This window comes from Ectothiorhodosinus mongolicus, assembly GCF_022406875.1.
Taxonomy (GTDB): domain Bacteria; phylum Pseudomonadota; class Gammaproteobacteria; order Ectothiorhodospirales; family Ectothiorhodospiraceae; genus Ectothiorhodospira; species Ectothiorhodospira mongolica.
In genome coordinates this window covers 681463-708084 of record NZ_CP023018.1, presented here as the reverse complement: position 1 = coordinate 708084, position 26622 = coordinate 681463, and the positions used below count along the sequence as shown (strand labels likewise).

Annotated in this window: 31 protein-coding genes and 2 pseudogenes; 32 read left to right on the top strand and 1 reads right to left on the bottom strand. The window is 51.4% G+C overall.

Annotated elements, in window-relative coordinates:
• Positions 1-78 precede the first annotated feature (78 nt).
• The 25 genes and pseudogenes from rfbB to CKX93_RS03020 all read left to right on the top strand — a co-directional run bounded on the left by rfbB (position 79) and on the right by CKX93_RS03020 (position 21566).
• Entirely contained in the window at positions 79-1275 is a 1197-nt protein-coding gene (gene rfbB / locus CKX93_RS03135) for a dTDP-glucose 4,6-dehydratase (protein ID WP_076755270.1), read from the top strand.
• Entirely contained in the window at positions 1272-2156 is an 885-nt protein-coding gene (gene rfbA, locus CKX93_RS03130; protein WP_076755268.1) for a glucose-1-phosphate thymidylyltransferase RfbA, read from the top strand. The genes rfbB and rfbA overlap by 4 nt, the downstream gene beginning before the upstream one ends.
• Positions 2153-3862: a methyltransferase, TIGR04325 family gene (locus tag CKX93_RS03125; RefSeq protein WP_076755266.1), complete on the top strand. Its 1710-nt coding sequence runs from the start codon at positions 2153-2155 to the stop codon at positions 3860-3862. Before rfbA ends, CKX93_RS03125 begins: the two co-directional genes overlap by 4 nt.
• Before the next feature lie 2 nt (positions 3863-3864).
• A complete protein-coding gene (locus CKX93_RS03120; RefSeq protein ID WP_076755264.1) occupies positions 3865-4857 on the top strand; it encodes an NAD-dependent epimerase/dehydratase family protein in 993 nt (330 codons plus the stop codon).
• A 27-nt stretch (positions 4858-4884) separates the two neighbouring features.
• On the top strand, positions 4885-5988 hold the full coding sequence (locus CKX93_RS03115; RefSeq protein WP_076755263.1) for a DegT/DnrJ/EryC1/StrS family aminotransferase: 1104 nt from the start codon (positions 4885-4887) through the stop codon (positions 5986-5988).
• Positions 5988-6920, top strand: a complete 933-nt coding sequence (locus tag CKX93_RS03110) for a glycosyl transferase (RefSeq protein ID WP_076755261.1) — start codon at positions 5988-5990, stop codon at positions 6918-6920. The genes CKX93_RS03115 and CKX93_RS03110 overlap by 1 nt, the downstream gene beginning before the upstream one ends.
• A 19-nt stretch (positions 6921-6939) precedes the next feature.
• Positions 6940-7332, top strand: a complete 393-nt coding sequence (locus CKX93_RS03105; RefSeq protein ID WP_076755259.1) for a glycosyltransferase — start codon at positions 6940-6942, stop codon at positions 7330-7332.
• 97 nt (positions 7333-7429) lie between these two features.
• Positions 7430-7564, top strand: coding sequence for a hypothetical protein (locus tag CKX93_RS09515; protein ID WP_268753137.1), 135 nt, complete (start codon positions 7430-7432; stop codon positions 7562-7564).
• A gap of 230 nt (positions 7565-7794) precedes the next feature.
• Positions 7795-8646 (top strand): hypothetical protein, encoded by an 852-nt coding sequence (locus CKX93_RS03100; protein WP_143339921.1) that lies wholly within the window; start codon positions 7795-7797, stop codon positions 8644-8646.
• A gap of 593 nt (positions 8647-9239) precedes the next feature.
• Positions 9240-9683, top strand: coding sequence for a glycosyltransferase (locus CKX93_RS03095; protein ID WP_076755256.1), 444 nt, complete (start codon positions 9240-9242; stop codon positions 9681-9683).
• 96 nt (positions 9684-9779) lie between these two features.
• Entirely contained in the window at positions 9780-10121 is a 342-nt protein-coding gene (locus CKX93_RS03090) for a DUF433 domain-containing protein (protein ID WP_076755254.1), read from the top strand.
• Positions 10122-10124: 3 nt separating this feature from the next.
• Positions 10125-10427, top strand: a complete 303-nt coding sequence (locus CKX93_RS03085) for a transposase (RefSeq protein WP_084178630.1) — start codon at positions 10125-10127, stop codon at positions 10425-10427.
• Positions 10424-11161, top strand: coding sequence for an IS3 family transposase (locus CKX93_RS03080; RefSeq protein ID WP_143339920.1), 738 nt, complete (start codon positions 10424-10426; stop codon positions 11159-11161). Before CKX93_RS03085 ends, CKX93_RS03080 begins: the two co-directional genes overlap by 4 nt.
• Before the next feature lie 51 nt (positions 11162-11212).
• Positions 11213-12301: pseudogene (locus CKX93_RS03075) on the top strand (IS3 family transposase).
• Positions 12302-12453: 152 nt separating this feature from the next.
• Entirely contained in the window at positions 12454-13458 is a 1005-nt protein-coding gene (locus tag CKX93_RS03070) for a glycosyltransferase family 2 protein (RefSeq protein ID WP_076755111.1), read from the top strand.
• Between the two features lie 278 nt (positions 13459-13736).
• Positions 13737-14666: a hypothetical protein gene (locus tag CKX93_RS03065; protein ID WP_076755109.1), complete on the top strand. Its 930-nt coding sequence runs from the start codon at positions 13737-13739 to the stop codon at positions 14664-14666.
• A complete protein-coding gene (locus tag CKX93_RS03060; protein WP_076755107.1) occupies positions 14666-15757 on the top strand; it encodes a glycosyltransferase in 1092 nt (363 codons plus the stop codon). Before CKX93_RS03065 ends, CKX93_RS03060 begins: the two co-directional genes overlap by 1 nt.
• 79 nt (positions 15758-15836) lie before the next feature.
• On the top strand, positions 15837-16838 hold the full coding sequence (locus CKX93_RS03055) for an SDR family oxidoreductase (RefSeq protein WP_200799805.1): 1002 nt from the start codon (positions 15837-15839) through the stop codon (positions 16836-16838).
• 33 nt (positions 16839-16871) lie between these two features.
• Positions 16872-18146, top strand: a complete 1275-nt coding sequence (tviB, locus tag CKX93_RS03050) for a Vi polysaccharide biosynthesis UDP-N-acetylglucosamine C-6 dehydrogenase TviB (RefSeq protein ID WP_076755104.1) — start codon at positions 16872-16874, stop codon at positions 18144-18146.
• A complete protein-coding gene (locus CKX93_RS03045; protein WP_338065990.1) occupies positions 18107-19306 on the top strand; it encodes a glycosyltransferase family 4 protein in 1200 nt (399 codons plus the stop codon). Before tviB ends, CKX93_RS03045 begins: the two co-directional genes overlap by 40 nt.
• Positions 19303-20247, top strand: coding sequence for a UDP-glucose 4-epimerase family protein (locus CKX93_RS03040; protein ID WP_234982785.1), 945 nt, complete (start codon positions 19303-19305; stop codon positions 20245-20247). Before CKX93_RS03045 ends, CKX93_RS03040 begins: the two co-directional genes overlap by 4 nt.
• 171 nt (positions 20248-20418) lie before the next feature.
• On the top strand, positions 20419-20709 hold the full coding sequence (locus tag CKX93_RS03035; RefSeq protein ID WP_076755101.1) for a CopG family ribbon-helix-helix protein: 291 nt from the start codon (positions 20419-20421) through the stop codon (positions 20707-20709).
• On the top strand, positions 20710-21000 hold the full coding sequence (locus CKX93_RS03030) for a type II toxin-antitoxin system RelE/ParE family toxin (RefSeq protein ID WP_076755099.1): 291 nt from the start codon (positions 20710-20712) through the stop codon (positions 20998-21000). It begins immediately after the preceding gene.
• A 90-nt stretch (positions 21001-21090) separates the two neighbouring features.
• The gene (locus CKX93_RS03025; protein WP_234982784.1) at positions 21091-21246 is read left to right on the top strand and encodes a hypothetical protein; all 156 of its coding nucleotides are present in this window, start codon (positions 21091-21093) and stop codon (positions 21244-21246) included.
• A gap of 98 nt (positions 21247-21344) precedes the next feature.
• Positions 21345-21566, top strand: a complete 222-nt coding sequence (locus CKX93_RS03020; protein WP_076755097.1) for an addiction module protein — start codon at positions 21345-21347, stop codon at positions 21564-21566.
• A gap of 115 nt (positions 21567-21681) precedes the next feature.
• On the opposite strand, the pseudogene CKX93_RS03015 reads toward CKX93_RS03020, so the two are convergent.
• A pseudogene (locus tag CKX93_RS03015) lies at positions 21682-22414 on the bottom strand (transposase).
• A gap of 121 nt (positions 22415-22535) precedes the next feature.
• On the opposite strand from CKX93_RS03015, the gene CKX93_RS03010 reads away from it, so the two are divergent.
• From CKX93_RS03010 to CKX93_RS02980, 7 genes are all read left to right on the top strand, one after another.
• Positions 22536-22880, top strand: coding sequence for a toxin-antitoxin system TumE family protein (locus CKX93_RS03010; RefSeq protein WP_200799804.1), 345 nt, complete (start codon positions 22536-22538; stop codon positions 22878-22880).
• Entirely contained in the window at positions 22877-23227 is a 351-nt protein-coding gene (locus tag CKX93_RS03005; RefSeq protein ID WP_076755092.1) for an HVO_A0114 family putative DNA-binding protein, read from the top strand. The genes CKX93_RS03010 and CKX93_RS03005 overlap by 4 nt, the downstream gene beginning before the upstream one ends.
• A gap of 280 nt (positions 23228-23507) precedes the next feature.
• Positions 23508-23915: a GNAT family N-acetyltransferase gene (locus tag CKX93_RS03000; RefSeq protein ID WP_076755090.1), complete on the top strand. Its 408-nt coding sequence runs from the start codon at positions 23508-23510 to the stop codon at positions 23913-23915.
• Positions 23916-23977: 62 nt separating this feature from the next.
• The gene (locus CKX93_RS02995) at positions 23978-24274 is read left to right on the top strand and encodes a type II toxin-antitoxin system RelE/ParE family toxin (protein ID WP_076755088.1); all 297 of its coding nucleotides are present in this window, start codon (positions 23978-23980) and stop codon (positions 24272-24274) included.
• A gap of 2 nt (positions 24275-24276) precedes the next feature.
• Positions 24277-24570 carry an addiction module antidote protein gene (locus CKX93_RS02990; protein ID WP_076755086.1) on the top strand — a complete coding sequence of 98 codons (294 nt, stop codon included), beginning with the start codon at positions 24277-24279 and terminating at the stop codon, positions 24568-24570.
• 90 nt (positions 24571-24660) lie between these two features.
• Complete coding sequence (locus CKX93_RS02985) at positions 24661-25593, top strand: hypothetical protein (RefSeq protein ID WP_076755084.1); 933 nt, start codon at positions 24661-24663, stop codon at positions 25591-25593.
• Between the two features lie 523 nt (positions 25594-26116).
• Positions 26117-26584 carry a GNAT family N-acetyltransferase gene (locus tag CKX93_RS02980; protein WP_076755083.1) on the top strand — a complete coding sequence of 156 codons (468 nt, stop codon included), beginning with the start codon at positions 26117-26119 and terminating at the stop codon, positions 26582-26584.
• The last annotated feature ends 38 nt before the right edge of the window (positions 26585-26622 follow it).

Genomic DNA, 26622 nt, shown 5'->3' with positions numbered 1-26622 from the left:
GTTCCCAGAGGCAAGAGAATGACATCATCCTTTATCCCTCTAGCACCGCTGCAAACGGCGATGCTGTTTTTGGCATAAATGAAGTTGAATTTTTTTATCGCAGGTGGTGCTGGCTTCATTGGCTCTGCTGTTATTCGTTTTTTGATCAATGAAACCGATCATCAGGTTCTGAATCTTGACAAGCTTACGTATGCCGGGAACTTGGAATCTCTCGCTGCGGTTTCGAGTAACCCTCGGTATCAATTTGTTCAGGGCGATGTCTGCGACCGCGCTCTCGTTTCGAAACTCTTTGCTGATTTCAAGCCCGACGTCGTGATGCATCTTGCTGCCGAGTCGCATGTCGATCGTTCGATTGACGGACCGGCTGAATTCATTCAAACCAACATTGTTGGTACTTCCGTGATGCTCGAATGTGCGCTGGAATATTGGAAACAATTATTGTCTTTGCGAGGAGGCGAAGCCGACGAAGCAATCCACATCGACGGTATGGATCGCCACGGGCCTTCGGCCCTCGCGATGACGTCGGGGGCAACAAAAGAGTCCTTCCGTTTTCACCACATTTCTACCGATGAGGTCTACGGCAGTCTCGACGATACTGGGCTGTTCACCGAAGAAACGGCCTACGACCCGAGCTCTCCATACTCGGCTTCCAAAGCGAGTTCCGATCATCTCGTGCGTGCCTGGCATCGGACCTATGGCCTACCGGTGTTGATCACCAATTGTTCGAATAACTATGGTCCCTACCAATTCCCGGAAAAACTCATTCCGCTCATGATCCTCAATGCCCTTGAGGGCAAGCCCTTGCCGGTTTATGGCAATGGCCAACAGATTCGGGATTGGCTGCATGTCGAAGATCATGCTCGGGCGCTCTACAAGGTCGTGACTGAAGGTCGGATAGGTGAGACCTACAATATTGGTGGTTACAACGAGAAGACCAATCTTGAGGTCGTTCATCGTCTCTGCGATATCTTGGATGAACTTGTCCCGCTGAGTGGATCGCCGCGCGACTTCGTCGCTCGCGATGACGTGAATAGTTACAAAGACCTCATCACCTATGTTGCAGACCGCCCCGGCCACGACCAGCGTTACGCAATTGATGCGAGCAAGATCAAGAAGGATCTGGGCTGGGTGCCGGCAGAAACCTTTGAGACGGGACTCCGAAAAACCGTGGAGTGGTATCTGAACAATGCTACTTGGTGTCAGCACGTCCAAGACGGCAGCTATCAGCGCCAGCGGCTGGGCGTGATTGAGAATGAAAAAGGGACTGCAACATGAAGGGCATCATCCTTGCGGGCGGTTCCGGCACGCGTCTGCACCCTGTGACGCAGGCGATTTCCAAGCAGCTGCTGCCGGTCTATGACAAGCCGATGATCTACTACCCGCTGAGCACGCTGATGCTGGCCGGAATCCGCGACATACTGATTATCTCGACGCCGCAAGACACGCCACGCTTTGAACAGCTTTTAGGTGATGGCAGTCAGTGGGGGATCTCCTTGCAGTATGCTGTGCAGCCCAGCCCGGATGGGCTCGCCCAAGCTTTCCTCATTGGTGAGGATTTCGTCGGGAGCGAGCCTTCCTGCTTGATTTTGGGCGACAACATTTTTTATGGCGATGAATTAACCAGCTGTTTAAAAAAAGCGAGCCAGATTGCGCAGGGGGCACAGGTTTTTGCCTATCCGGTTAGTGATCCTGAGCGTTATGGAGTTGTTGAGTTTGATGAGACAGGCCGGGCCCTGTCTGTGGAGGAAAAGCCAGCAAAACCCAAATCCCGATATGCGATTACGGGTCTTTATTTTTACGACAATCAAGTTGTGGACATTGCCAAATCGATCCAGCCTTCTGCGCGAGGGGAGTTGGAAATCACTTCGGTTAATAACCATTACTTGAAGCGGGGTATGCTGCAAGTCGAGACTTTTGGAAGGGGGATGGCTTGGCTCGATACCGGAACACAAGATTCGTTGCTCGAAGCTTCATTATTTATCGCGACCATCGAAAAGCGTCAGGGGTTCAAGATTGCCTGTCCAGAAGAAATTGCATGGCGAAATCGGTGGCTGCAAGACGAAGACCTTGAACGTATTTCTCAGGCGCTTGGAAAGAGCAGTTATGGGAAATATCTTCATGACCTGGTGCGCTTTGGATCACGAGTGAATCGATGAGCGCGCCAATTGCACTTTTTGTCTATGCGCGTCCTGAGCATGTGCGTCGTACCGTCGAATCACTGCTCAGAAATTCGGAAGCCGCTAATTCCGATTTGATCGTCTTTTCCGATGCTGCGCGCTCCTCGGATAAAGAAGAGGCGGTTCGTCAGGTACGGGAATATGTCGCTGGTATTGAGGGCTTTCGTTCGCTGACGATTCATCATCGTCCTGAAAATTACGGGCTTTCGAAATCAATTATTGAAGGGGTGAGCCAAGTTCTCACCGAGCATGATCACGTCATCGTCATGGAAGATGATCTGGAGACGTCTCCATTCTTTTTGCGCTACATGAACGAGGCGTTGGAGCGTTACGCAGAAGATGACCGGGTGATTAGTGTGCATGGCTACATCTATCCAGTACAAAAACCATTGCCGGAGGCATTTTTTCTGCGCGGTGCCGATTGCTGGGGATGGGCGACCTGGCGCCGAGGTTGGAAACTCTTCAATCCAGATGGACAGTTTCTGCTGGATGAATTGAAGCGACAGAAACTACTCAAGGCGTTTGATTTTAACGGTGCATACAGCTATTCAGGGATGCTACAGGGCCAGATCAACGGTACAAACGATTCATGGGCGGTTCGCTGGCATGCCTCCGCATTTTTGGCCAATAAACTTACGCTCTATCCGGGTCGCAGCTTGGTGCACAACATTGGCAACGACAGTACAGGCACACATTGTGGTGCGAGTGCGGTTTTCGATGCTGAGTTATCGACGACACCGATTCGCTTGGATGATGTTGTCGTTGAAGAATCTACCGCAGCAAAGACAGTCATTGAAGAATTTTTACGAGCGAAGCGCCCGCCGTTGCAACGTATTTTGGGCCGTTTCATGCCCGAGAATGTGCGCCATAAATTGACGGGTTTGGTCAAAGACTGGCTGCCTCCTGTGCTCGCGCGGCAGTTGCGTCGGCTTTCTCGCCTAGGGGGGGGGATTACCTTTGAAGGGCCTTTTGCAACATGGGACGAAGCAGTGCGCATGTCCAGTGGCTACGACAGTCAGGAGATTCTCGATAAGGTGCTAGCTGCAACGCTTAAAGTGAAAAATGGCGAAGCAGCCTACGAGCGTGACTCAGTTCTCTTTGATGAGATTCAATATGCTTGGCCAGTGACTGCGGGTCTGATGTGGTCTGCCGCGCGTAACGGAGGCCGATTGAGCGTCTTGGACTTTGGCGGTTCGCTGGGCAGTAGCTACTTCCAGAACCGTGAATTTCTAGAAGGTCTTGCTGATCTGCGCTGGTCGGTCGTTGAACAGACGCACTTCGTGAAAGTGGGTAAGCAATACATTCAAGATGAGCGATTGCGCTTTTATGAAACGATCGATGAATGTGTAAAGACGGAAAAGCCAAATGTCGTGCTTCTATCCAGCGTTTTGCAGTATTTGGAAAAACCGTATGATTTTTTTGAATTGCTGCTCAACATCGACGCAGATTCGCTAATTATTGACCGAACTCCATTTCTGAATAGCGATGCAGATGACTTGGTTAAAGTTCAGGTCACGCCATCCTCGATTTATTCAGCAGCTTATCCTCTTTGGTTTTTTAAAAAATCGAATTTTGTGCGGTTGGCAATTTCGCATGGTTACGAAACGAAAGCGGAGTTTGATGCATTAGACCGGCTTGATCCCACATCAACTTGGAAAGGTATGTTTTTTGTTAAGGCTAAATAAAGATGGACTATTCGAATAAAAAGATCCTGATCACAGGCGGCATCGGATTCATCGGTTCTAACTTGGCGCGAACGCTTGTCAATCAGGGAGCGGAGGTCACTCTGGTGGACAGTCTTACTCCGCAATATGGGGGGAATCCGTTCAATATCGCGGATATTCGTGACAAGGTATCTGTCAATATTTGCGATGTACGCGACTCGTATGCCATGGAATATTTACTGAAAGGGCAGGATTACCTCTTCAATCTTGCGGGACAGACGAGTCACATGGATTCGATGAGTGATCCCCAGACAGATCTAGCGATCAATGCGACTGCGCAACTCTCTATTCTTGAGGCATGCCGAAAGATTAATCCCGACATCAAGATTGTTTTTGCCAGTACGCGACAGCTGTACGGCAAGCCGGATTATTTGCCGGTGGATGAAACGCATCCCATTCGACCCGTCGATGTCAACGGAATAAACAAACTTGCAGGAGAGTGGTATCACCTGCTCTACAACAATGTTTACGGCATTCGCGCATGTGCCTTACGGCTGACGAATACCTATGGCCCTGGGATGCGAGTGAAGGATGCGCGACAGACGTTTCTGGGTATTTGGATACGTCTCTTACTGGAGAGGAAGCCGATTAAAGTGTTTGGTGATGGCCTACAGTTACGCGATTTCAATTATGTGGATGATTGCGTGGATGCGTTGTTGCTTGCCGGCGCCAGCGAACAAGCGAATGGTAAGGTCTATAATCTCGGAAGCACTGAAGTAATTAGCCTGAAAGATCTTGCCGAGAAAATGATAAGCCTTGGGTTTGGTGGCAATTACGAATTGGTGCCCTTCCCAGAAGAGCGCAAGGCCATTGATATTGGTGATTACTACAGCGATTTTTCATTGATCGCTTCCGAGCTTGGCTGGTCACCAAAGATTGATTTGGATGACGGGTTAGACCAAACAATCCAGTACTACAAATCACATAGTGAACAGTACTGGGATTTCGCCAACTGATCGGGCTGCAATTCTGGAGTAGTTTCAATGATTTTAATGAATAACTTCAAATCCGAGCCGGCAGCGTTGCGCGAAGACATGCTGGCAGCGGCGCAACGCGTGCTGGAGTCGGGTTGGTATGTGCTGGGTAAAGAAGTGGAGCATTTCGAAGCAGCTTGGGCAGGTACTTGTCGCGTTTCACATGCCATTGGGGTTGGCAATGGGATAGATGCCATTGAAATTGCGTTGCGCGCGCTGAATATTGGGCCGGGCGATGAAGTGATCACAACGCCAATGACGGCTTTTGCCACTGTATTGGCAATTTATCGTGCGGGTGCCATTCCTGTGCTGGCAGATATTGAAGCGGACACGGCACTGCTTTCCCTGGATAGTGTTGAACGATGCGTGACACAACAAACGAAAGCGGTTCTTTTGGTGCACCTTTATGGCCAAGTTTGCAACATTGCGTCCTTTCAACAGTTTTGTGAGCAACGGGGTTTTTATTTGATTGAAGATTGTGCACAAGCCCATTTAGCAAAGAGTGAGGGACGCGCTGCTGGAAGTTATGGAGTTGCAGGCGCGTACAGTTTTTACCCCACGAAAAATCTTGGAGCGCCCGGCGATGCGGGGATGTTGGTGACGAATGATGCTGATATCGCTGCAAAGGCTGGCCGCCTGCGGAATTATGGGCAAAGTGTTCGCTATCATCATCCGGAATTAGGGCTTAATAGCCGTCTGGATGAAATTCAAGCAGCGATGCTTACTGAGCGCTTGAAGTGGCTTGAGGAATTCACGTCACGGCGACAGACGATTGCGCAGGCGTTTCGTGATGAAATGAATAATCCTTCAGTGCGCTTGCTTGCAGCTCCTGAGTCGAAAGATGCGCATGTGTATCACCTGTTTGTCGTGACTTGTGCTCAACGTGATGCCTTGCAGGCGCACCTTGCGAACGAAGGCGTGCAAACGCTGATTCATTATCCGGTGCCAGTGCATCACCAAGAGCCGTGTTTATCGATTCAACGTGACCCAGATGGATTACATGTGAGTGAACAGCATGCGGCTACTTGCCTGTCGCTTCCTTGTCACCCGCAGATGAGTGATACCGATGTGCAAACGGTGATTGATGCGGTCAATCGTTTTCGGGTGGCTTGATGGAACATTTCGTAACGCTCTTCAATAGTCTGTTCCTGCCTCAAGGCTTGGCACTGCATCGATCAATGGAAAGGCATGTGCGAGATTATGTTCTATGGATTTTGTGCGTTGATGATGAAACCTATGATGTGCTCGGAAGACTGGTATTGCCGAATGTTCGGTTGTTGAAACTAAGCGCATTGGAAACAGAGGAACTGCTATCAGTTAAGCCGGGAAGAAAGATTAATGAATATTGCTGGACATTAACGCCATTTGCTCCGCGCTTTGTCTTTGAGGCTGATGCAACAGTTGAGCGTGTGACTTACTTGGATGCAGATTTGTGGTTTCGCAAGCACCCAAAACCACTCTTTGATGAGTTGGATGCATCAGGAAAACACGTTCTTATTACCGATCATGCCTATGCGCCCGAATATGATCATTCGGCAACATCTGGTCAGTTTTGCGTGCAATTTATGACATTTACGCGCGATGGTGGTGAGATGGTTCGCAAGTGGTGGGAAGAGCGCTGTGTTGAATGGTGCTATGCGCGCTTTGAAGACGGCAAGTTCGGTGATCAAAAATATCTTGACGATTGGCCAGAGCGGTTTGAAGCACTCGTGCATATATTGCAGGACAAAGAACGCGCGTTGGCACCATGGAACGCTATGCGTTTTCCCTACGCTCGTGCAGTCTTTTATCACTTTCATGGGCTGAGAATTCTTTCTCGGAAGCAATTGTTGATTGGGCAATATTCGCTGCCGTTAGCTTTGAAGCAGTATGTTTATAAGCCGTACTGTGATGATCTCAAAGAGGCTATCAAGCAACTGGAATCCATTCAATTTAGTTGGAAACCACAAGCAGCGATTGCGAGTTTGCCGAGACGCATATTTCGAAAAATAAGACGGTTGTATCGGGTTTATCAGTGGTTATCGCCATCTGGCTTTATGAAGTAGTGAGAGGTTTAAACCTGATTTGCCAAACCTCAGCTTCCCCATCCACTACACCGGCCACCTGCACGACGACCTCAGTCTGCGCGCGCTCTACAGCGCCGCCGATGCCATGGTAATCCCCTCGCGCCAGGACAATCTGCCCAACACCGGTGTCGAAGCCCACGCCTGCGCCACCCCGGTGATCGCCTTCCACACCGGCGGACTGCCAGACATCGTCCAACACCAGCGCACCGGCTACCTCGCCAAGGCCTTCGACACCCAGGATCTCGCTCACGGCATCGCCTGGGTGCTGGCGCAGGGGACGACAGGGCCATCAGCCGGGCTATTGGGCCAGCAAGCGCGGGAGAGGGCAGAGGCGCGGTTTGCCGCGCCGGTGGTGGCGGAGCAGTATCGGGCGGTGTACGAGCATTGCTGAGTCCTGAAAACAGCGTGAATCCGGACTGTCTTGGTTTGACGACCACAGGGGTTCGTGCTAGCAAATCCTCATTTGCAGCACAATACATAGAGCACCCATGAAAGAGCTGAATATCCGTGAAATGCGCGCCAACATGGGTTGCTTAGACGAGTTGGTGGCCGAAGAAGGCGAATGGGTGATTAGTTTTAGACAGGGCCTAGATGAGGAAATGATTTTTGTGAGGAAAGTATGATAACTGAGAGATTGCAGAGGGCCGCGTTCGAGGCCCAAGTTTGCATGCGTCCGGGGTTCTGGATTTCCAAAAATGGGTACCTGTGGAAACACTGGAGAACCTTTCAAGAGGAACTCCATGTTGATATAGCTAAAGGTGGAAAAGGGCGAGGCCGTCTACGCGAAATAGCACGAAGCCTAAAGTCTTTGCCAAAGACCAGAGTTGTAAGGGTTGGTGAACACAAGGCGAAGATGACTGAGCGCGCACGTTTTTCCTCCGATATGATTGTGATTCCTTCCGATGGTGGTCTGATATTTTTTGACGAGATTCGAGGAAGTCTTATCCGATATTACGGCTTTGGAGTGGTAACTCCGGAGCAAGAAAGTGAAAGAAGGACGTGGCAGACTTTTGTGAACGCTCCGGGTTTTACTGTCTCGCACTGCCGGCAGTTTATTGAGGAGCAGTTGCTGGAAGGAAAGCATATTCGTGATTTGTCTGCGGGTGACGCCAAATCCGTGGTGGGCACCATCTGTCAAGATTACACGAGATTGGCTCAACATATGCAAGACCAGGGCGCGGACGAGGGCTCCCACTGTAAATGTCAAGCTGTAGATTTGAATGACGCATTGGGAAAGGGGTTCCTACAGTCTGTAGAAGACGATTTCTTTAAGCGTTTTTTAGGTGAGTTGCTGGAAATCAGAGATGTGATTAACACGACTTATGTGCCATCAGGTAGTGATAACAGCCCGCACAATGCAGTCATAACCCAATCGGGTTACCACTTTATAGACACATTTCCAGTTCTTGAGCGTGCGGCTTTCGTCCATCCCTTGGGTGTGGTTGCTGGATGGTCGGTTTACAGTAAGGCCACTTTAGCGGGGTTCTTGAATGGTGATTTAGACGCTGTCGTTGTCCCTTTGTTGGAAGTGTCCGGGCTTGATATCAGCCTCACAAAGAGAACTAGATTCGCCATTTTATTGTTGGCGATAGCCTTACCGAGCTTATCTAAAAATTCTTATTCGCATTCAATGAAAACACCAGCAGAGTTTTTTAATTGGCTGGGTCGAGCCTATCAGTTGCGCGACATGAAAGCGTTTTTCTGAACATTGGAGGCCATGAGTTAAAAAAGCACTCATCACCGGCATTACAGGCCAAGACGGCAGCGACTTGGCGGCGATTCTGCCTTCGCATTGGGTGCAGGGCGAGATGCTCTCTATCGCCGACATCGGTCGCATCCAAAAGCCCATCGTCTGGACCCTGCATGACATGTGGGCGTTCTGCGGCGCGGAGCACTACACCGAGAATCATCGCTGGCTAGACGGATATCGTCGCGATAACCGCCCTTCGTACGAATCTGGTTTTGATCTCAATCGCTGGACTTGGCAGCGAAAACGAAAGCACTGGCAACAACCCATGCATATCGTGACGCCGAGCCAATGGCTGGCCGACTGCGTGCGCGACAGTGCGCTGATGCGCGATTGGCCGGTATCGGTAGTGGCGAATCCCATCAATACGGAGCGCTGGAAGCCGTTGGAGCAATCGCTCGCACGAGAGTTGTTGGGATTGCCAGCTCATGTGCCGATGTTGCTGTTTGGTTCCTATGGCGCGAACAACGCCCACCACAAGGGTTTTGATCTGCTTCTGCAAGCATTGAAACACCTGCGCGACGATCCCCGCGCTCAAGGCATGGAACTCGTTGTCTTCGGCCAACGAGCGCCGCAGTCACCCCCCCAACCTCGGCTTCCCCATCCACTACACCGGTCATCTGCACGACGACCTCAGCCTGCGCGCGCTCTACAGCGCCGCCGATGCCATGGTGATCCCCTCGCGCCAAGACAATCTGCCCAACACCGGCGTCGAAGCCCACGCCTGCGCCACCCCGGTGATCGCCTTCCACACCGGCGGACTGCCAGACATCGTCGAGCACCAGCGCACTGGCTACCTCGCCAAGGCCTTCGACACCGAAGACCTCGCCCACGGCATCGCCTGGGTGCTGGCGCAGGGGGCGACAGGGCCATCCAGCGGGCTATTGGGCCAGCAAGCGCGGGAGCGGGCAGAGGCGCGATTTGCCGCCCCCGTGGTCGCGGCGCAGTATCGGGCGGTGTACGAGCAGATTATCTCTTCAGCCCAATCGACATAACGTACAGTTCATGAGGCCAATGGTCGCAAGCGCCATCGTCTGGGTTTTCGTGATGTCGTGTACTTCAGGCTCAAGGGCTCTCTGGAGGCCGAGGGCATGCAGTTGAATCGGGCAGATCGTCGTGATGTGTATGCGGTGTTAAGTACAAAAAAACATTTGGCAGGTAGCTGGGAGCGAAGAGGCCTGAAGCTAACCCGCACTGGGGATGTGCCAGTGTCGCTAGACCTGACTAAGATTGTGCGCAGCACGCAGAGCGCCTTGCGCATTGCCAAGCGCGGCGTCTCTTTGGTTGAGCGACAGGCCGAAGTGTGTTCGGGCGAGCCAGTGTTTATAGGAACGCGCGTACCGTTGGCGCAGGTTTTTGAGCAGTTTCGCGCAGGCGTGTCGATCTTACCCACTTGCAGTGGACACCACAGTAACTTAGTAAACTGGAGGTGAACCATGGCAACGACGGTGAAAGTGATGTCGGAACAAAAACGCGCTCGCTACAGTGCAGAGTATCGAGCCGAGGCGCTCGCGCTGGCCGAGCGAATTGGCGTTGCAGCAGCGGCCCGCGAACTGGGGCTTTATGCCACGCAGATCTATCAGTGGCGATCGAAAGCAGCGCACGAGCGAGGTGTGAGCGATCGGGAGCGTGAGCTACGCGAGGAGAATGCCCGGCTCAAGCGCCAACTGGCTGAGAAGACCGAAGAGGTCGAGATACTGGGAAAAACCGCGGCGTACTTTGCAAAGAAGCTGGATTGAAGTACGCCGCCATCCACCAGCATCGGCTCAGCCACCGAATTGCCAGGCAATGTGCTGTTCTGGGTGTCTCGCGTAGTGGCTACTACGCCTGGCTGAGTCGGGCTGAGATGGCTTTGCAGCGTCAACAGGCCAAGGCTGAACGAGATGCTAAGGTGGTTGAGCTCTTTGAAGCGAGAAAGCGCCGTTATGGCGCGCCTCGCCTTGCCAAAGAGTTGCAAGCCGAGGGCATGCCGATGAACCGCAAGACAGTGGCCGAGAGCATGCGCCGGCTGGGTCTGCGTGCCAGAGCGGCGAGACGCTTTAGGTGCACCACCGATTCTAGCCACCGGCTGGGTGTCGCACCCAACTTGCTTGACCAGGACTTCAGCGCGCAGCGCCCTGATCAGAAGTGGGCTGGTGACATCACCTACCTGCGCACCACGCAGGGCTGGCTGTACCTGGCAGTGGTCATCGATCTTTGCACCCGCAAGGTGATTGGCTGGGCGAGCAGTCAACGAATTGATGGGCAACTCGCCTGTGGCGCGCTCGAAGCAGCCATCGCCCGGCGCAGCCCGCCCCACGGAGTAATCATGCACACCAACCGTGGCAGCGTTTACTGTGGCTGGCAGCACCGAGCTCTGATCCGCCGCCATGGACTGATCGCCAGCATGAGCGGCCGAGGCAACTGCTACGATAATGCGCCGGTTGAGAGTTTTTTTCATACGTTAAAGGTGGTGACCTTTCCCCCAAAATAAGCGCCAAAAGTTCGATGAGATTTCCATTACGATGTAACGAGGAGATCTCATATGAAGAAGCGATATACCGAAGAACAGATCATCAAAGCCATCAAGCGTCATGAAGCCGGGGTCAAAGTTGACGAGATATGCCGTGATTTAGGCATTTCAGCAGGGACTTTTTACAACTGGCGAAGCAAGTACGCTGGCCTCGAAGTCAATGACGCCAAGCGTCTCAAGGCGCTAGAGTCTGAGAACCACAAGCTCAAACGCATCCTGGCTGACAAGCTACTTGAAGTTGAGGCCATGAAGGACGTGCTCTCAAAAAAGTGGTGAGCCCAGCCAAGCGCCGAGAGGTGGTGAAGCATTTGGTTGGGCAGTTTGGGATCAGTCAACGCCGTTCCTGTGAGCTGGCGAGCGTGAGTCGCTCATCCCTCCGGTATCAACGAAGAGAGGGTCGTGATGAGGCACCGTCATGATGCACTGAGGGCCCGTCTCAAGGCTCTGGCGAGCACCAATGCGCGCTACGGCTACTTGTTGCTGCATGGCCTGCTCAAAAGCGAGGGGCTGGTAATCAACAAGAAGCGGACTTATCGTCTTTATTGTGAGGAGGGCCTCCAAGTGAGAACCAAGAAGCGCAAGAAACTGCAACGCCCTCGTCTTCCCATGGAAGTCCCAACGATCCCAAACCAGCGCTGGTCCATGGACTTTGTGGCAGATCAGCTCAGCAATGGCAGACGCTTTCGGATACTGAACATTGTGGATGACTTCTCCCGAGAGCTGGTCGGCCAGCTGATTGGCTTTTCGCTCTCCGGGCATCAGGTCGTTCGATATCTAGGCCAGTTAGCTGCCTCAAGGGGACTGCCGAGAATGATCACCATGGACAACGGCAGCGAATTCACCAGCAAGGCTATACACTTCTGGTCCCGAGATACTGGGGTAAAGCTTGGGTTTATCCAGCCAGGCAAGCCCACCCAGAATGCTTTTGTCGAAAGCTTCAATGGCAAGTTCAGGAACGAATGTCTGAATCAGCACTGGTTCAGATCCATTGAGGAAGCCAAAAATACAGTCGATGAGTGGCGGGACCATTACAACCAGGTTCGACCCCACAGCTCACTGGGCTATCTGCCACCTTTGGAGTTTGCCAAACGTGCAGCATAAAATAACCAAGATCTCATCGAGCTAATGGCGCAGACTTTGGGGAAAGGTCAATGACTAGGTGGTTTAGCAAAGAATGTACTTGTGCTGAATCTACTCGTACCGGCGGGGGGGGCAGGGCACGGCGGCAGAATTTTTGAACAACAGGGAATCAGATGACCGATTGGATTGAATTGGATCCTGCGTATAGCACAACGCGCCTTGTGCGCAAAGTGGCGCCTGAGGTAGTTGAATCGGAGCTGAAAGCTGCACACAAACCTGAAGATCAATTTGAAACCATCATCTTCCAACCCGAAGGTGAAGGCTGTAGAGCTGTAGGCGGGTTGCGCACAAAGGGATACTTCAAAAAAAGCAGCGAAGAAAAACCGTTGATTACAGTAATCACCGTTGTTTTTAACGGAGAACAATATCTCGAAGAAACCATCCTCAGCGTCATCAAACAGGCCTATGACAATGTCGAATATATCATCATCGATGGCGGCTCTTCGGATGGGACACTTGATATTATTCGAAAATATGAACATGCGATTGATTACTGGTTGAGTGAGAGCGATGATGGTATCTATTATGCAATGAACAAAGGAATTCGGTTGGCGCTCGGAGATATCATAGGTTTAGTAAATGCAGATGATGTTATCTACTTGCATACGGTCGAGAATATTGCTGAGGCACTTCTAGCAGAACACAATGCCGGATTCACAATGGCTCCGGTCGAGTTAGCATATTTAGATGGAAAAGTATTTGGTATTGTGAAGCCATTGGCTAATTATGAAATTTATGAGCGTATGTGGAATGAAATGCCAAGTCCCCACCAAGGCGTTTATGTAAGAATAAATATATATAAAAATTTAGGTTTATTTAATGAGAAGTATGCTCTTAGTGCGGACTATGACTATTTACTTCGACTACTTCTGGCACACATAAAGTATGCATGCATGGACCAACCCGTTGGCTTTTTCCGTTCAGGAGGCTTAAGCGGTGGTCTTCAAACGTGGCTCGAAACCCGCGAGCTTTTATCTGCTTATGGTCGACCACGGCTAGAAATAGAATATGGGTTCATATCATCTATTGCCAAAATGATAGCGGCACGCACCCTCCCTGATTTTTTATTTAAGAAATTAAAAAAATTCAATAAAAAATCTAAACGAAACTTGTATTAAAAGTGTTAATACAATAATAGTATTGGGAAATATTTTATTTTTTATTCTGATTTATTTATAAATTTATTTCAAAATTAAAGTCCATGAATATCATACCAATATCTCTCGCGGCCTTAGTGCCTTTTTCATATTATTCGCATCATGGATTACGTGTTGCTCCGTTTGGTGTTCTATTAGTCTATGTTTTTCTTTTTTTATACCAAATATTTTGTTCTCGGTTCAGTAGTTTTTTAGTGTATAGAAATCGATATATCTTATCGTGTTCTTATATTATTTTAATGTTTGCAATTATTTCACTCGCTGTCTCTGGTAATGCTCAGTTTATTACTTCTTACTTATTATTTTTGACGTTTTTGCTATGGCCGTTTCTTCTGAGAAAAAAAGATTTTAATTACAAAAACTACAATCATATAATTAAAATTTATGTTATTGGTGTAATATTTTGTGCTGTAGGGGTGTTATTTCAGGTTTATTCTTTTTTTATTCTTGGGAATGAAGTTTTTCGGGTTGCTCTTTTTGGGGGTGGGCGTATAGCCTTCAGTTTTTTATGGAAAGACTTTAGTTTCCTATCGCTCTATTTTGTTAGTGCAATCCCTCTCGTGTTTATTATTTTTTCTAGATGGATTTCTATTTTCGTCTCTGTATTGCTTTTGGTAGCTTCTGTGTTAACGTCTGCAAGAACTGGAATCGCTGCGTTGATCTTGTTTTGTTTCTTTTATCTGATCTATGCACTATTTCGGTCTACCGTAACTGGTACGTTAAGTAAAAATTCTATTTTTCTTGGTATAAGTATCTTTATTATAGTTGGTTTTCTTGTTTTTGTTTTATCAGCTATAGGCGTAAGGCAAGTAACGCTTGCATCCACTGGAAGGGTTGAGAGTGTCATGCAGGCCATTCATTACTGGATGGCATTTCCATTATTTGGCAGTTGGATGGATCCAGTTAGATATGATTCTGGTACAATACCGCACCATATACTTACCTATTCTCTTGTCATGGGAGGTTTAGTATTTAGCAGTCTTTTTTTTCTTTGGTTATTCTCTGCGTACCACATTATTTTCTCAAAAAACAAATTTATCTTTTATTCGATCGTAATAGCTTTATTAGGATTTAATTTTATACCGTCTTTTTTTTCCGCTTATTTCTTGGCATTTCTGTTTTCGCTATCTATTTTTTACGGCCAAGTATACAGAAACATATCTTATTGATGATTGCAATAAATATAATCTCATCACCAATAGGTGGAGGCGCAGAGTTGCTTGTTCGGGAGCTACATAGAATCTATCTGAGTCAGAAATTAGATTCGCACGTTATTTATTCTGTTGCAGATAAACATACTCAAAGTCAAAACGAAACTGTATTCGGAGTAAATCCTCGTAGTCCATTTAACATTTTCAAAATCCGTAAAGCCCTGAAAAGCCTTGCCCGTAGTGAAAATAGTGATTTAATTGTTCATGTTCACCTTACCTGGCCTTTTTTCTATGCCAGTCTGGCAAGCCTTGGGTTGAATAATGTCAAGCTGATATACACCGAACACAACACAACTAATAAACGTCGTAATATCCCTATTATTTGGTTGTTGGAGCGTCTTCTATATTCGCGATACGAACGCATTATTTGTATCAGTGACGGTGTGAAGAAATCGCTCGAAAATTGGGTGGGACCAAAAATCGCTCAGCGGTTGGTTACCATTCCCAATGGTTCTCGCGTTTATTCTGTCATTGAACGCTCAACGCTTGAAGGGCGAACTGCTCGGTTGATTTCGATTGGTTCTCTTTCCTCCAGAAAGAATTTTGCTACGGCGATCATTGCTATTGCTCAATTAAGAGATGAAGTCGAATCATACACAATCATTGGTGAAGGTTCTGAGCGTCCACGCCTTGAAAGATTAATCGAAGACTTGAAATTAGGAGATAAGGTTAAGTTGTTAGGTTGGTCCGATGACATCGAGGCCCACCTGCATGCGGCAGATATTCAGCTAATTCCATCGCTTTGGGAAGGATTTGGTCTGGTGGCAGTAGAGGGAATGTCTACGGGTTTACCCGTGGTAGCCTCCAATGTGGACGGTCTGCGCGAGGTGTTGGACGAGGATAATCCTTCAGTAATTTTGGTAGATTCACCTGAATCTGTGGATGAATGGGTTAGTGGCATCCGTGCTTCGGTGGAAAATATACATGATAAAGGTTTTAAAAGCATGGCCACTACTTCCCGCAAGCAATCGGAAAAGTTTACTTTAGAAAAAATGGCTGATCAGTATCTGGCTACATATCGTGACGTTTTGGCGGAGCAAAATAATTGAACTCGGTCAATACTGCTTTTGAGTGTCGATGTCAGATTCACTTTAATTCCGATAGCGCGGGCAGTTGTGATTACGCTGCATGGAACGAGGCCATCAACAAATGAAATATCTCATCACCGGCGTCGCCGGCTTCATCGGCTCCAATCTTTTAGAAACCTTGCTGAAGCAGAACCAAACCGTTGTTGGGTTGGATAACTTCTCCACGGGACACCAGAAGAATCTGGTTGAAGTGCAATCATTAGTCACTGCCGAGCAATGGCAACGCTTTCGCTTTATCAAAGGAGATATTCGCGATCTGGCTGCGTGTAAACAGGCGTGTGACGGCGTTGATGTTGTTCTGCACCAGGCGGCGCTGGGTTCGGTGCCGCGTTCGATTGAAGACCCCATCACCGCCAATGCGAATAACATTGATGGCTTTCTGAACATGCTGGTCGCCGCGCGCGATGCGAAGGTCAAGCGATTTGTGTATGCCGCGAGCAGCTCCACCTATGGCGATCATCCCGATCTGCCGAAGGAGGAAGATAAGATTGGCCGGCCGCTGTCACCCTATGCGGTCACCAAGGTGGTGAATGAACTCTATGCCGATGTGTTTGCCAAGACCTATGGCATGGAATGTATCGGGCTGCGTTACTTCAATGTGTTTGGTCGTCGGCAAGACCCGGATGGTGCCTATGCGGCAGTGATTCCCAAGTGGACGGCGGCCCTGATCAAAGGTGAACCGGTCTATATCAATGGCGATGGCGAAACCAGCCGCGACTTCTGCTATATCGATAACGCAGTGCAAGCCAACTTGCTGGCAGCCACCACGAACAATCCAGACGCAGTCAATCAGGTCTATAACGTGGCTGTAGGCGATCGCACTACGCTGAATGAGTTGTATGGCGAAATTCAGCAGCAACTTCTTTCGCGTTATCCGCACTTGGAGGATGCTAGACCCACTTACCGCGATTTTCGCCCAGGCGATGTGCGCCATAGTCTGGCCGACATCAGCAAGGCAGCGAATTTTCTGGGCTATGCGCCCACGCACCGCTTGCGCGAAGGGCTGACCGAAGCGGTCGATTGGTATAGCCAGAACGCCTGATCGCGGTCTATTTCGTCTTAAAAGAGTAACCCCATGGAATTGAATCATTTGAAACTCGCCATCATCGGCTTGGGCTATGTGGGCCTGCCACTGGCGGTGGAGTTCGGCAAGCACCGGCCAGTACTCGGTTTTGACATTAACCGCAAGCGTATCGCCGAGTTGCAAGAGGGTACGGATGTAACACTGGAAACCACAGAAGACGAACTGCGTGCGGCTTCCCATTTGCGTTTTTCCACAGATCTGGCTGATCTGCACTCGGTTAACTGTTATATCGTCACTGTGCCGACGCCGATTGATGCGCACAAGCGCCCCGACCTGGGGCCTTTGCTCAAGGCCAGCGAAACGGTGGGTAAGGTGCTGAAGGCCGGCGACATTGTGATCTATGAATCCACCGTGTATCCGGGTTGCACCGAGGATGACTGCGTGCCGGTTCTGGAGCGCGAGTCGGGCCTGTCCTTTAACCAGGACTTCTTCTGCGGCTACAGCCCGGAGCGCATCAACCCGGGCGATAAGGAGCACCGCGTCACCACGATCAAGAAGGTGACCTCTGGGTCTATGCCCGAGATCGCCGAGGTCGTGGATGCACTCTATCGGGACATCATCACTGCCGGCACGCATAAAGCGCCCAGCATCCGGGTCGCCGAAGCCGCCAAAGTGATTGAGAACACCCAGCGCGATTTAAATATCGCCCTGATTAACGAGTTGGCGATGATCTTTAATAAGATGGGCATTGATACGCAGGCGGTGCTCGAAGCCGCGGGCAGCAAATGGAACTTCCTGCCGTTTCGCCCGGGTCTGGTCGGCGGGCACTGTATCGGCGTGGACCCATATTATTTGACCTATAAAGCCGAGGCCATTGGCTATCACCCTGAAATTATCTTGGCAGGTCGGCGATTAAATGACGGTATGGGCGCCTATGTGGTGTCGCAATTAATCAAAGCGATGATCAAAAAGTCGATCCAAATTGAAGGCGCCAGAGTGTTGGTGATGGGCCTGACCTTCAAAGAGAACTGCCCGGATCTGCGCAACACTCGCGTGGTGGATATTGTCAGTGAGTTAAAGCAATACAACATTGCGGTCGATGTGTATGACCCGTGGGTCAGCGTGGCAGAAGCAGAACACGAATACGGCATTACGCCAATCCCGCACCCCAGCGCTGGCGCCTATGACGCGATGATTCTTGCGGTTGCTCATGCGGAGTTCAAAGACCTTGGGCCTGAGCGTATTCGAGCTTTTGGTAAAGCGGATTCTGTGATCTATGACTTGAAATATTTGCTGCCGTCGGATGCGGCGGATTTGCGGTTGTAGATTCCATTTTTGAATTAGGTGGAATTATCAAGCTGCTAATCCTTGTTAATGATCTGAGCTATTTCCTGTCGCATCGTTTGCCGATTGCCCAAGCTGCCACGGCAGAAGGTTATGAAGTCAGTGTTGGCCACGGGGAATTAGGCGGCGTTTCGCCTGAACTGGTTGCGCAGCTTGGTTTTCCAACCTACTTTGTGCCGATGCAGCGTGGTGGCACGAATCCCTTGCAAGAGTTGCGGTCGTTGTATTCAGTCTGGCGTTTGTATCGATTGCTGCGGCCAGACTTGGTGCATTTGGTCACCATCAAGCCATACCTCTACGGTGGGTTGGTTGCTCGCTTGGCAAGGGTCCGAGGCGTGGTTTCTGCAGTCGCTGGTTTGGGGAGTGTATTTATTCGCTCAGACCTGAGAAGCCGTGCGTTTCGGGCGCTTCTTTATCCCATTTATCGAATGGCGTTTGGTCATCCTAACCAGCGTGTGATTGTGCAAAATCAGGATGATGCGAGTGTTTTGATCAATTGGGGTGTGCTGGACTCTCAGAAAATTCGGCTACTGCGGGGTTCTGGGGTCGATCTGACTGCATTCACGCAATTAGATGAGCCGGACGGTGTGCCGACGGTGTGTTTTGCTGCGCGCCTGTTACGCGATAAAGGCGTGTATGATTTTGTAGCGGCTGCGCGGTTGCTGAGGGAGCGTGGAATAGAAGCGCGTTTTTGGCTGGCGGGTGATGCCGATACCAAGAACCCAACGGGTTTGACTGAATCCGAACTGCAGTCTTTGCGGGATGAGGGTGTGGTCGAGGTGCTGGGGTATCAAAAAGACATTCCGGCGTTGTATGCAAAGGCGCATATCGTCTGCTTACCGTCTTATCGTGAGGGTTTACCGAAAGCACTTGTTGAGGCCGCTTCAGCCAGCCGCGCGGTGGTCACAACCGATGTTCCGGGTTGTAGGGATGCCATCGTTCCAAACGAATCCGGTTTATTGGTGCCCGTGAAATCCCCTGAAAAATTAGCCGATGCCTTGCAGTGGTTGATTGAACATCCGGCTGAGCGTGTGGCGATGGGTAAGGCCGGACGGTTGCTGACAGAGCGTGAATTTGCCATCGAGAAAATCGTGCAAGGGCATCTGGAGATTTATCAAGAATTGCTGGAGTCTGTGCCGTGATTTTGGTCACGGGTGCTTCCGGGTTTGTCGGTGCAGCGCTTTGCCGTGAATTAGACGCACGTGGTTTTGCCGTGCGCGGCGCTGTTCGGTCGTTGCATTCTTCTTTTTCATTGGCTTCCGGCATTGAGCCTGTCGCAGTCGGCAATCTGGATGCCGCTACGGATTGGTCTTCCGCATTGGCGGGGGTGGATTGCGTGATTCACTGCGCGGCCCGGGCGCATGTGATGCACGAGACCGAGGCGGATGCGCTGGCGGCGTATCGCTCGGTGAATGTGGATGGGTCGCGGCACTTGGCGGAGCAGGCGGCCGCTGCGGGGGTGCGGCGGTTGGTGTATCTGAGTTCGATTGGGGTATTGGGGATTCACACAAACGGCCGCGGGCCGTTTTTTGTTTCTGATGCGTCCAACCCCGTTGAGGACTACGCCGTCTCCAAATGGGAGGCCGAGCAGGCGTTGTGGGCGGTGGCGGCGAACACGGGCCTGGAGGTGGTGGTGGTGCGCCCGCCGCTGGTCTATGGCCCGGGTGCCAAGGGCAATTTGGCGCGCTTGCTGAAGCTGGTGCGCTCGGGCGTGCCCTTGCCCTTGGGCGCGGTGCACAATCAGCGCTCGTTGATTGGGCTGGATAATTTGGTGGATCTGTTGATTCGTTGTGTCGATCATCCCGCGGCGGCGGGGCAGACGTTGTTGGTGTCGGATGGCGAGGATGTCTCCACGCCCGATCTGCTGCGCCACATGGCGGCGGGGTTGGGGCGCAGCGCGCGCTTAGTACCCGTACCTGTGCCGCTGCTGCGCCTAGCGGGGCGGGCTTTGGGTAAGCAGGCGGAAGTTGATCGCCTGGTGGGGTCGTTACAGATCGATAGCCGCCACACCCGCGAGCTGCTGGACTGGACGCCGCCAGTGAGCCTAGCCGAGGGCATTCGAAGGATGGTGCAGGGGGCGTGATGGAATGGATTGCCACGGCTTCTGCGAAGCCTCGCAATGACTTTTCTCGTCATCGCGAGCGACGTAGTCGCGTGGCGATCCAGCGCAGGTGGGCGGCATCAACATGCTGTGGCCAAGGTGGAGAGGGTATAGTAAGGTAATACTTCCAACTACTCTCGAGGGGTAAGTCACATGACTTCTTCTGCTGTCCGCCCGGTTGCGATCAAGATTGATGAGGACATCAAAGCCCGTTTGAAGCGCTTGGCCGATGCGCGGCAACGCTCGTCACATTGGTTGATGCGCGAGGCGATTACGCAGTATGTCGATCGCGAAGAGAAGCGAGAGGCGTTCCGTCGGGAAACACTCAATGCTTGGGAAGCTTTTCGTGAAAACGGATTACACGTGACTGCCGATGAGGCCGACGCCTGGATGGCTCAGCTCGAACAGGGCCATGACCTTGAACCACCCGATGCGCACGTTTAAATGTCTCGATTGATTTGGTCTCCGGCCGCGCTGGCCGATGTCAAGCGACTCTATGATTTTCTCAAGCCCAAGAATCTGGACGCGGCGAAACGCGCCGTGAAGTCCATTCGCCAAGGAGTGAAGGTGCTGGAGGCGCAACCGGGTGTGGGCCGCCCTGTCGAAGAGATGGATGACGAATTCCGCGACTGGTTAATTGACTTTGGCGACAGCGGTTACGTGGTGCGCTACCGAGTTGACCACCAATCTGTCACGGTTTTGGCAGTGCGGCATCAAAAAGAGGTTGGGTTCTGATATATGGATTGCCACGGCTTCTGCGAAGCCTCGCAATGAGGGCCGAAAAGGAGCGAAAAGGGGACGGATTTATTTTCTGTCCTGGCAGGCTTGCGCACCCGCTCCACCATCAGCCGCCACAATGCCGCCTCGCTGCGCTCCCACCAAGCCGTCGCCGACTTTGTGGTGATTGCCGAGCTGCCGAATGATTACCTGCTGATCGGGTTTCCGAGGGTGGGGCGGGAAAGGCCGGTGTTGGGGTTGTGATAGTGGGGGCATACTCGAAGCCGGGAAGTGAATTGGGGATTAAGGGCCGTATGCATTAAGCTTGCTGGGTGTTGAATCAGTGTGGAGGACGCGTCGTGATGAAAACAGAAGACCTGCTGCGAGAAATCGAATCACTTCCTGTGGATGAGCGCGCGAAGATAGCTGACCTGGTGCTCAAGGGCTTAAATGCACCGAACTTAGACATTGACAAACAGTGGGCGGGAGTCGCGAAGCGACGGTTGGATGAGATTCAATCAGGCTCAGCCAAGCCAGTATCAGGTGAAGAGGTGTTTGCCGAGATCTCGAAGCGGTTTTCATAGTGAAGTATGCGTTCCATCCAGAGGCTCGGGAAGAGTTTCGACTCGCAATTGATTATTACGAACAGTGTGAAACGGTAATCCCCCCATTTATAACCGAGGCGATAAGTAGAGCTCCTTAGGCAGCCATCGCCATCTTTTGCTTGGGGGTAAAGCCGCCCAAAGCCATATTCGGTCGTTCGTGGTTGTATGTCCAGAGCCAACGGGTGGCAAAGTATTGAACCTCACCGATTGAGTCGAACAGATAGTGGCTCAGCCAGTCATAGCGAATGGTTCGGTTGTAACGCTCGACATAGGCATTCTGTTGGGGCTTCCCAGGTTGTATATAACGCAGTTCGATGCCTTGGCTTTTCGCCCACTCAACCAGCTTATGACTGACGAGTTCTGGACCGTTGTCGCAGCGAATCGCCTTGGGTTTGCCACGCCATTCAATCAGTTGGGTTAATGAGCGGATCACCCGCTCGGCCGGCAATGAGAAGTCAGCATCAATGATCAGTCCCTCTCGGTTGTAGTCATCAATGACGTTGAACAAGCGGTATGTTCTGCCATCAGCCAGCTGGTCATCTCACGGCGATGAGACGGCCTTACCACTTTCCCTCGAGGGCTTCCTTGCGTAACTCGGACTTTAGCCGCTCCTCGGCGTACATCTTCTTCAAGCGCCGGTTCTCGTCCTCAAGCTCTTTCAGGCGTTTCATCATGGATGTGTCCATGCCGCCATACTTGGAGCGCCACTTGTAGAAGGTTGCGTTGCTGATGCCATGCTCGCGGCAGAGTTCGGGAACCGATAGGCCAGCCTCAGCCTGCTTGAGTATCGCCATGATCTGGCTGTCAGTGAAACGTGATTGTCGCATGTGGAATCTCCTGTCTTCATCAGGGTACAAAATTCCACTTATTACCTCGATTGTTTTTCGGGGGGATTACCCCAATCGCCTGTGAAATAAGATATCAACTGATGATATGATTTATTGTGGTTTGGAGATTCTTCTTGACCTACACGGTCAAATTCTGGTGCAGGAGGATGGTTCGTGGATCAAAATCGAGGCGCGGCGAGCTGAGGAGACTGAGCAGAGACCCCACGGGATCAAGTATTCCTTGACCCTTCATGCGCGCGATGGAAAACGCCTGATGGGTTATGACAACGCTCATGGTCTGAAGCAGACTGGGAAAAGGCATGAGGCGCAAAAAGTGCCCTTTGATCACCGCCATCCGTTCGAGAAGCGCGAGCCGGTGATTTATGCATTTTCGTGTCCGGAAGAATTGCTTAGGCACTTTTTCGCTGAAGTCGACGAGGTTTTGAGGGAGCTGAAAAAGCGATGAAAAGGTTAACTATCGGGATTTTGCCCCAGGATAAGATGCGGGAGCGGGTGATCAAGATTGCCAAAGGCGACTTGAAGCCCAAGCCCGGCGATCCGAAGGTATGGTTTCCCTCCATGCGCTCATTGGCAGAGGTGCTGAGTGATGAAAATAGGTTGCTGTTGAAGGTTATTGCTGCAGAGCAGCCTCCGTCGATCCGCGAACTCGCCGAACGAACCGGGCGCAAGCAAAGCAATTTGTCCAGGACGCTCAAAACCATGTCCCACTATGGCCTGGTCGAGCTCAAACCTGCCGGGCGTCGTTGCCTGAAGCCGGTAGCCAAAGCGACGCAGTTCAAGATTGTTGCCTGAGCATTAGCAAGCTTGGTCTATAGGCTGAAAAGGGGACGTAATTATTTTCTGCTCGATCTGCAATAGGACCAATCGCGCCCGACACGCGAGGCTGAATGGCTCGTCGTGAAAAACTGAACCCCGGGCGCATGCGCAAGCAGAGGCGGATCCGGGGTCGACGCTTCGGATCGTAAATTAGATGAATAACGATGGTCAATGCGGCTGACTAGGGCCTTAAACCGAATGATGCGTCTAGGCGGGCCTTGGCGACCTCGACGCGCTGCAGGGTTTTATCGAGGCCATGCCCGAGTCGCACCTGGCGTATTTCCATCCCCATGGGTTTGACCGAGCCGATCTCACGGCCGTGCTTCGCTCGCGCAGCTTCATGACCTATGGACTGTTCGTTGAGGATGCGCTGGCGGCCTATGCGCTGCTGAAGTTGGCGCCCACGGGCAGCGCGTTCATCGGATTGCTGGTCGGGCCTGAGCATACCGGCAAAGGGCTTGGGCGCTTTATTGTGGCGTACCTCTATTGGCAGGCCTCGCTGGCAGGCTTGCGCACCCGCTCCACCATCAGCCTCCACAATGCCGCCTCGCTACGCTCCCACCAAGCCGTCGCCGACTTTGTGGTGATTGCCGAGCTGCCGGGTGACTATTTGATGATCGAGTTCCCGAGGGTGGGGCGGGGCAGGCCGGTGTTGGGGTTGTGAGGGGGTTTGCATCAGTGTTAACCACGGTTGACATGTTGGCAATTGTTAACTAGAGTGCGCATATGCTGGAAGTCTTCAAAACTGAAGAATTCGCACGCTGGTTTACGAGGCTTCGTGACCGAAAGGCAAAGGCACGCATCCAGGCTCGAATTGACCGATTGGAACAGGGTCATTTCGGTGATGTTGAGTCGGTCGGCGATGGGGTCAGCGAATTGCGGCTATTCTACGGCCCCGGTTATAGAATTTATTTCACCAGGCGCTCTTCAGTGATTGTCATTCTTCTAACTGGGGGTGACAAAGGTTCTCAGAGTAAAGATGTTGCGAAAGCCAAAGCGTTGGCCCAGCAACTGGAGGTATAGAAATGAGCGTTAAACTGAGTCGTTGGGATTCAGCGGAATATCTGAAAACTGACGCCGATATCCAAGAATATCTAGAAGCGATTCTCGAGGAAGGTGGTGACGATCCAGCCTATGTCGTGCATGCGCTTGGGGTCATTGCCCGCGCCAAGAATATGAGCCAGCTTGCCAGAGACGCGGGGCTTTCCAGAGAGGGGCTTTATAAAGCTCTTTCAGAAGAAGGCAACCCCAGTTTCTCTACCGTTGCCAAAATTGCAAAAGCATTGGGGTTGCAAATTAAGTTTGAAACGGCAGCGTAGTCATACCCACTAACCATCACAAGCAGTCTGACGGTTCCTTCGGAGCCGCAGCTGTTGTGAAGCGTTGATGGGGTTGGCGTGAGGATCGGTATGAATCCAGCGGAGTTTTGGAAGAACTTCAGGCTTGGTGAAGAACTCGGTATCTCTGGGGCGTTCACCTATAACGGATTACGCAGGTTTTACGAGCTTCGTAACCTTGATCAACCTGACGAAGTATTCGAGGTCATTTATAACTTGGCCGTCGGCATAGAGCGTTTATTGAAGATTGCAGTCGTGCTTCTGGAGCATGCTGAAGACGTAGACCAGGAAGACTTAGAAAAGTCTCTAATTACGCACAATCATCTGGATTTACTTCATAGAGTTAGACGCCACGTCCCAATAAACGTAGCGGGACCCCACAACGAATTTCTGAAGTTGCTGGCGACCTTTTATAAGAGCCATCGGTACGACCGTTTCTCCATCTCGTCGATCACTGATCCACAGAAAGAACGGGACGCACTGTGCAGATACTTCTCGAAGCAACTCGGTTTGGAGTTGCCGAAGCCAGGCTCACTGATCGGAACCCCTAATGACGCTCGATACAAGAAGCTCCTACAAAAAGTCGTGCAGACCATCTGCCGCGAGCTATACAGAATTATATGGTCACGAGCGGATGAGCTTAATTTATATACATACGAACTGCGACGCGGATCGAAGGCGGAGACGATCTTTCTGGGAGAGGCTGATACCCCAGCTGAGAACGTATTATGGAAAGAGCTTCTACTCTTCTTCATGAATACGAAAACAACATCGGGGTACTTGAAGTTCCTGCGGGGTATCCCCGCACTTGATTTCGATCCGGCGCTTGTTGGTGACTATTTGGATTGCTTTCAATCAGACGCCGCCAAGGCCTTGGTGGTAAATGAGTTAGAACATCTTCACGAGGAACTGGAAGGAAAAGGTGAGCGCTTCCACATGATTGAGGTAATCGGTAGCCCAGACGTTTACTTCGATGATGAAGATGAAGACGAGTGGCTTCGATGATCCGAGAAGCGACACCCAATAATTACTGTGGGGTCAACGGCCCCTCTGTCACCTTAGTTGGAACCAGTGATGTCACGCGATTTTAGACATTGGTTGGGTCCAGATCTCACGCCAATACGACGCAAAGCGCCGCGTGGCCGTGGTCTACGAAGATTTTGTCGTTGTGATTGCGATGCGATTGAAGTCCGATGGTTCACTGAAAACGAACTTCGTGACCTGTTACCAGGCGGACAACAGTATCAAGAAAATCAGGAGCTCCCCGCAGTGGTCAAGAGCTGAATGTGTCCGTTTGCTCAGAGGTGAACGGTGATGGCAGGCAACAAAAAAGCCGCTGATTCGCTACGCGGGTTCAGCGGCCGAAACCTCGATAGGTTCAAAGCCGATAGGCAGTGAACTCGTAGTGGAGTCTATCCCATGCGACATTTTTGTCAAGCCGCGTGGACTGGCGATTACTGCAGATGGAACATGAATGCGCAGCCCACGAAAGTGCGTGCGCCGATGAAGTGGCAGGCAGCGTTTGGTCATGCGCCTATTGGGGCATGGCGACCTCTACGCACCGCAGGGTTTTATCGAGGCCATGCCCGAGTCACACTTGGCGTACTTTCATCCCCATGGGTTTGGCCGAGCCGATCTCACGGCCGTGCTTCGCTCCCGCAGCTTCATGACCTATGGACTGTTTGTTGAGGATGCGCTGGCGGCCTATGCGCTGCTGAAGTTGGCGCCCACGGGCAGCGCGTTCATCGGTTTGCTGGTCGGGCCCGCGCATACCGGCAAAGGGATTGGGCGCTTTATTGTGGCGTACCTCTATTGGCAAGCCTCGCTGGCAGGCATGCGCACCCGCTCCACCATCAGCCGCCACAATGCCGCCTCGCTGCGCTCCCACCAAGCGGTCGCCGACTTTGCGGTGATTGCCGCGCTACCGCATGACTACCTGCTGATCGAGTTCCCGCGGGTGGGGCGGGAGCGGCCGGTGTTGGGCAAGATCACATGAAACCCCGGAGCTTGACTGAAAATGCCGGAACCTGATGG

Excerpts from the sequence above, each read along its gene's own strand:
- rfbB (WP_076755270.1), top strand. The coding sequence starts at position 79 with ATGAAGTTGAATTTTTTTATCGCAGGTGGTGCTGGCTTCATTGGCTCT.
- rfbA (WP_076755268.1), top strand. The coding sequence starts at position 1,272 with ATGAAGGGCATCATCCTTGCGGGCGGTTCCGGCACGCGTCTGCACCCT.
- CKX93_RS03125 (WP_076755266.1), top strand. The coding sequence starts at position 2,153 with ATGAGCGCGCCAATTGCACTTTTTGTCTATGCGCGTCCTGAGCATGTG.
- CKX93_RS03120 (WP_076755264.1), top strand. The coding sequence starts at position 3,865 with ATGGACTATTCGAATAAAAAGATCCTGATCACAGGCGGCATCGGATTC.
- CKX93_RS03115 (WP_076755263.1), top strand. The coding sequence starts at position 4,885 with ATGATTTTAATGAATAACTTCAAATCCGAGCCGGCAGCGTTGCGCGAA.
- CKX93_RS03110 (WP_076755261.1), top strand. The coding sequence starts at position 5,988 with ATGGAACATTTCGTAACGCTCTTCAATAGTCTGTTCCTGCCTCAAGGC.
- CKX93_RS09515 (WP_268753137.1), top strand. The coding sequence starts at position 7,430 with ATGAAAGAGCTGAATATCCGTGAAATGCGCGCCAACATGGGTTGCTTA.
- CKX93_RS03100 (WP_143339921.1), top strand. The coding sequence starts at position 7,795 with ATGACTGAGCGCGCACGTTTTTCCTCCGATATGATTGTGATTCCTTCC.
- CKX93_RS03090 (WP_076755254.1), top strand. The coding sequence starts at position 9,780 with ATGCAGTTGAATCGGGCAGATCGTCGTGATGTGTATGCGGTGTTAAGT.
- CKX93_RS03085 (WP_084178630.1), top strand. The coding sequence starts at position 10,125 with ATGGCAACGACGGTGAAAGTGATGTCGGAACAAAAACGCGCTCGCTAC.
- CKX93_RS03070 (WP_076755111.1), top strand. The coding sequence starts at position 12,454 with ATGACCGATTGGATTGAATTGGATCCTGCGTATAGCACAACGCGCCTT.
- CKX93_RS03065 (WP_076755109.1), top strand. The coding sequence starts at position 13,737 with ATGTTTGCAATTATTTCACTCGCTGTCTCTGGTAATGCTCAGTTTATT.
- CKX93_RS03060 (WP_076755107.1), top strand. The coding sequence starts at position 14,666 with ATGATTGCAATAAATATAATCTCATCACCAATAGGTGGAGGCGCAGAG.
- CKX93_RS03055 (WP_200799805.1), top strand. The coding sequence starts at position 15,837 with ATGGAACGAGGCCATCAACAAATGAAATATCTCATCACCGGCGTCGCC.
- tviB (WP_076755104.1), top strand. The coding sequence starts at position 16,872 with ATGGAATTGAATCATTTGAAACTCGCCATCATCGGCTTGGGCTATGTG.
- CKX93_RS03035 (WP_076755101.1), top strand. The coding sequence starts at position 20,419 with ATGACTTCTTCTGCTGTCCGCCCGGTTGCGATCAAGATTGATGAGGAC.
- CKX93_RS03030 (WP_076755099.1), top strand. The coding sequence starts at position 20,710 with ATGTCTCGATTGATTTGGTCTCCGGCCGCGCTGGCCGATGTCAAGCGA.
- CKX93_RS03020 (WP_076755097.1), top strand. The coding sequence starts at position 21,345 with ATGAAAACAGAAGACCTGCTGCGAGAAATCGAATCACTTCCTGTGGAT.
- CKX93_RS03005 (WP_076755092.1), top strand. The coding sequence starts at position 22,877 with ATGAAAAGGTTAACTATCGGGATTTTGCCCCAGGATAAGATGCGGGAG.
- CKX93_RS03000 (WP_076755090.1), top strand. The coding sequence starts at position 23,508 with ATGCCCGAGTCGCACCTGGCGTATTTCCATCCCCATGGGTTTGACCGA.
- CKX93_RS02995 (WP_076755088.1), top strand. The coding sequence starts at position 23,978 with ATGCTGGAAGTCTTCAAAACTGAAGAATTCGCACGCTGGTTTACGAGG.
- CKX93_RS02990 (WP_076755086.1), top strand. The coding sequence starts at position 24,277 with ATGAGCGTTAAACTGAGTCGTTGGGATTCAGCGGAATATCTGAAAACT.
- CKX93_RS02985 (WP_076755084.1), top strand. The coding sequence starts at position 24,661 with ATGAATCCAGCGGAGTTTTGGAAGAACTTCAGGCTTGGTGAAGAACTC.
- CKX93_RS02980 (WP_076755083.1), top strand. The coding sequence starts at position 26,117 with ATGCGCCTATTGGGGCATGGCGACCTCTACGCACCGCAGGGTTTTATC.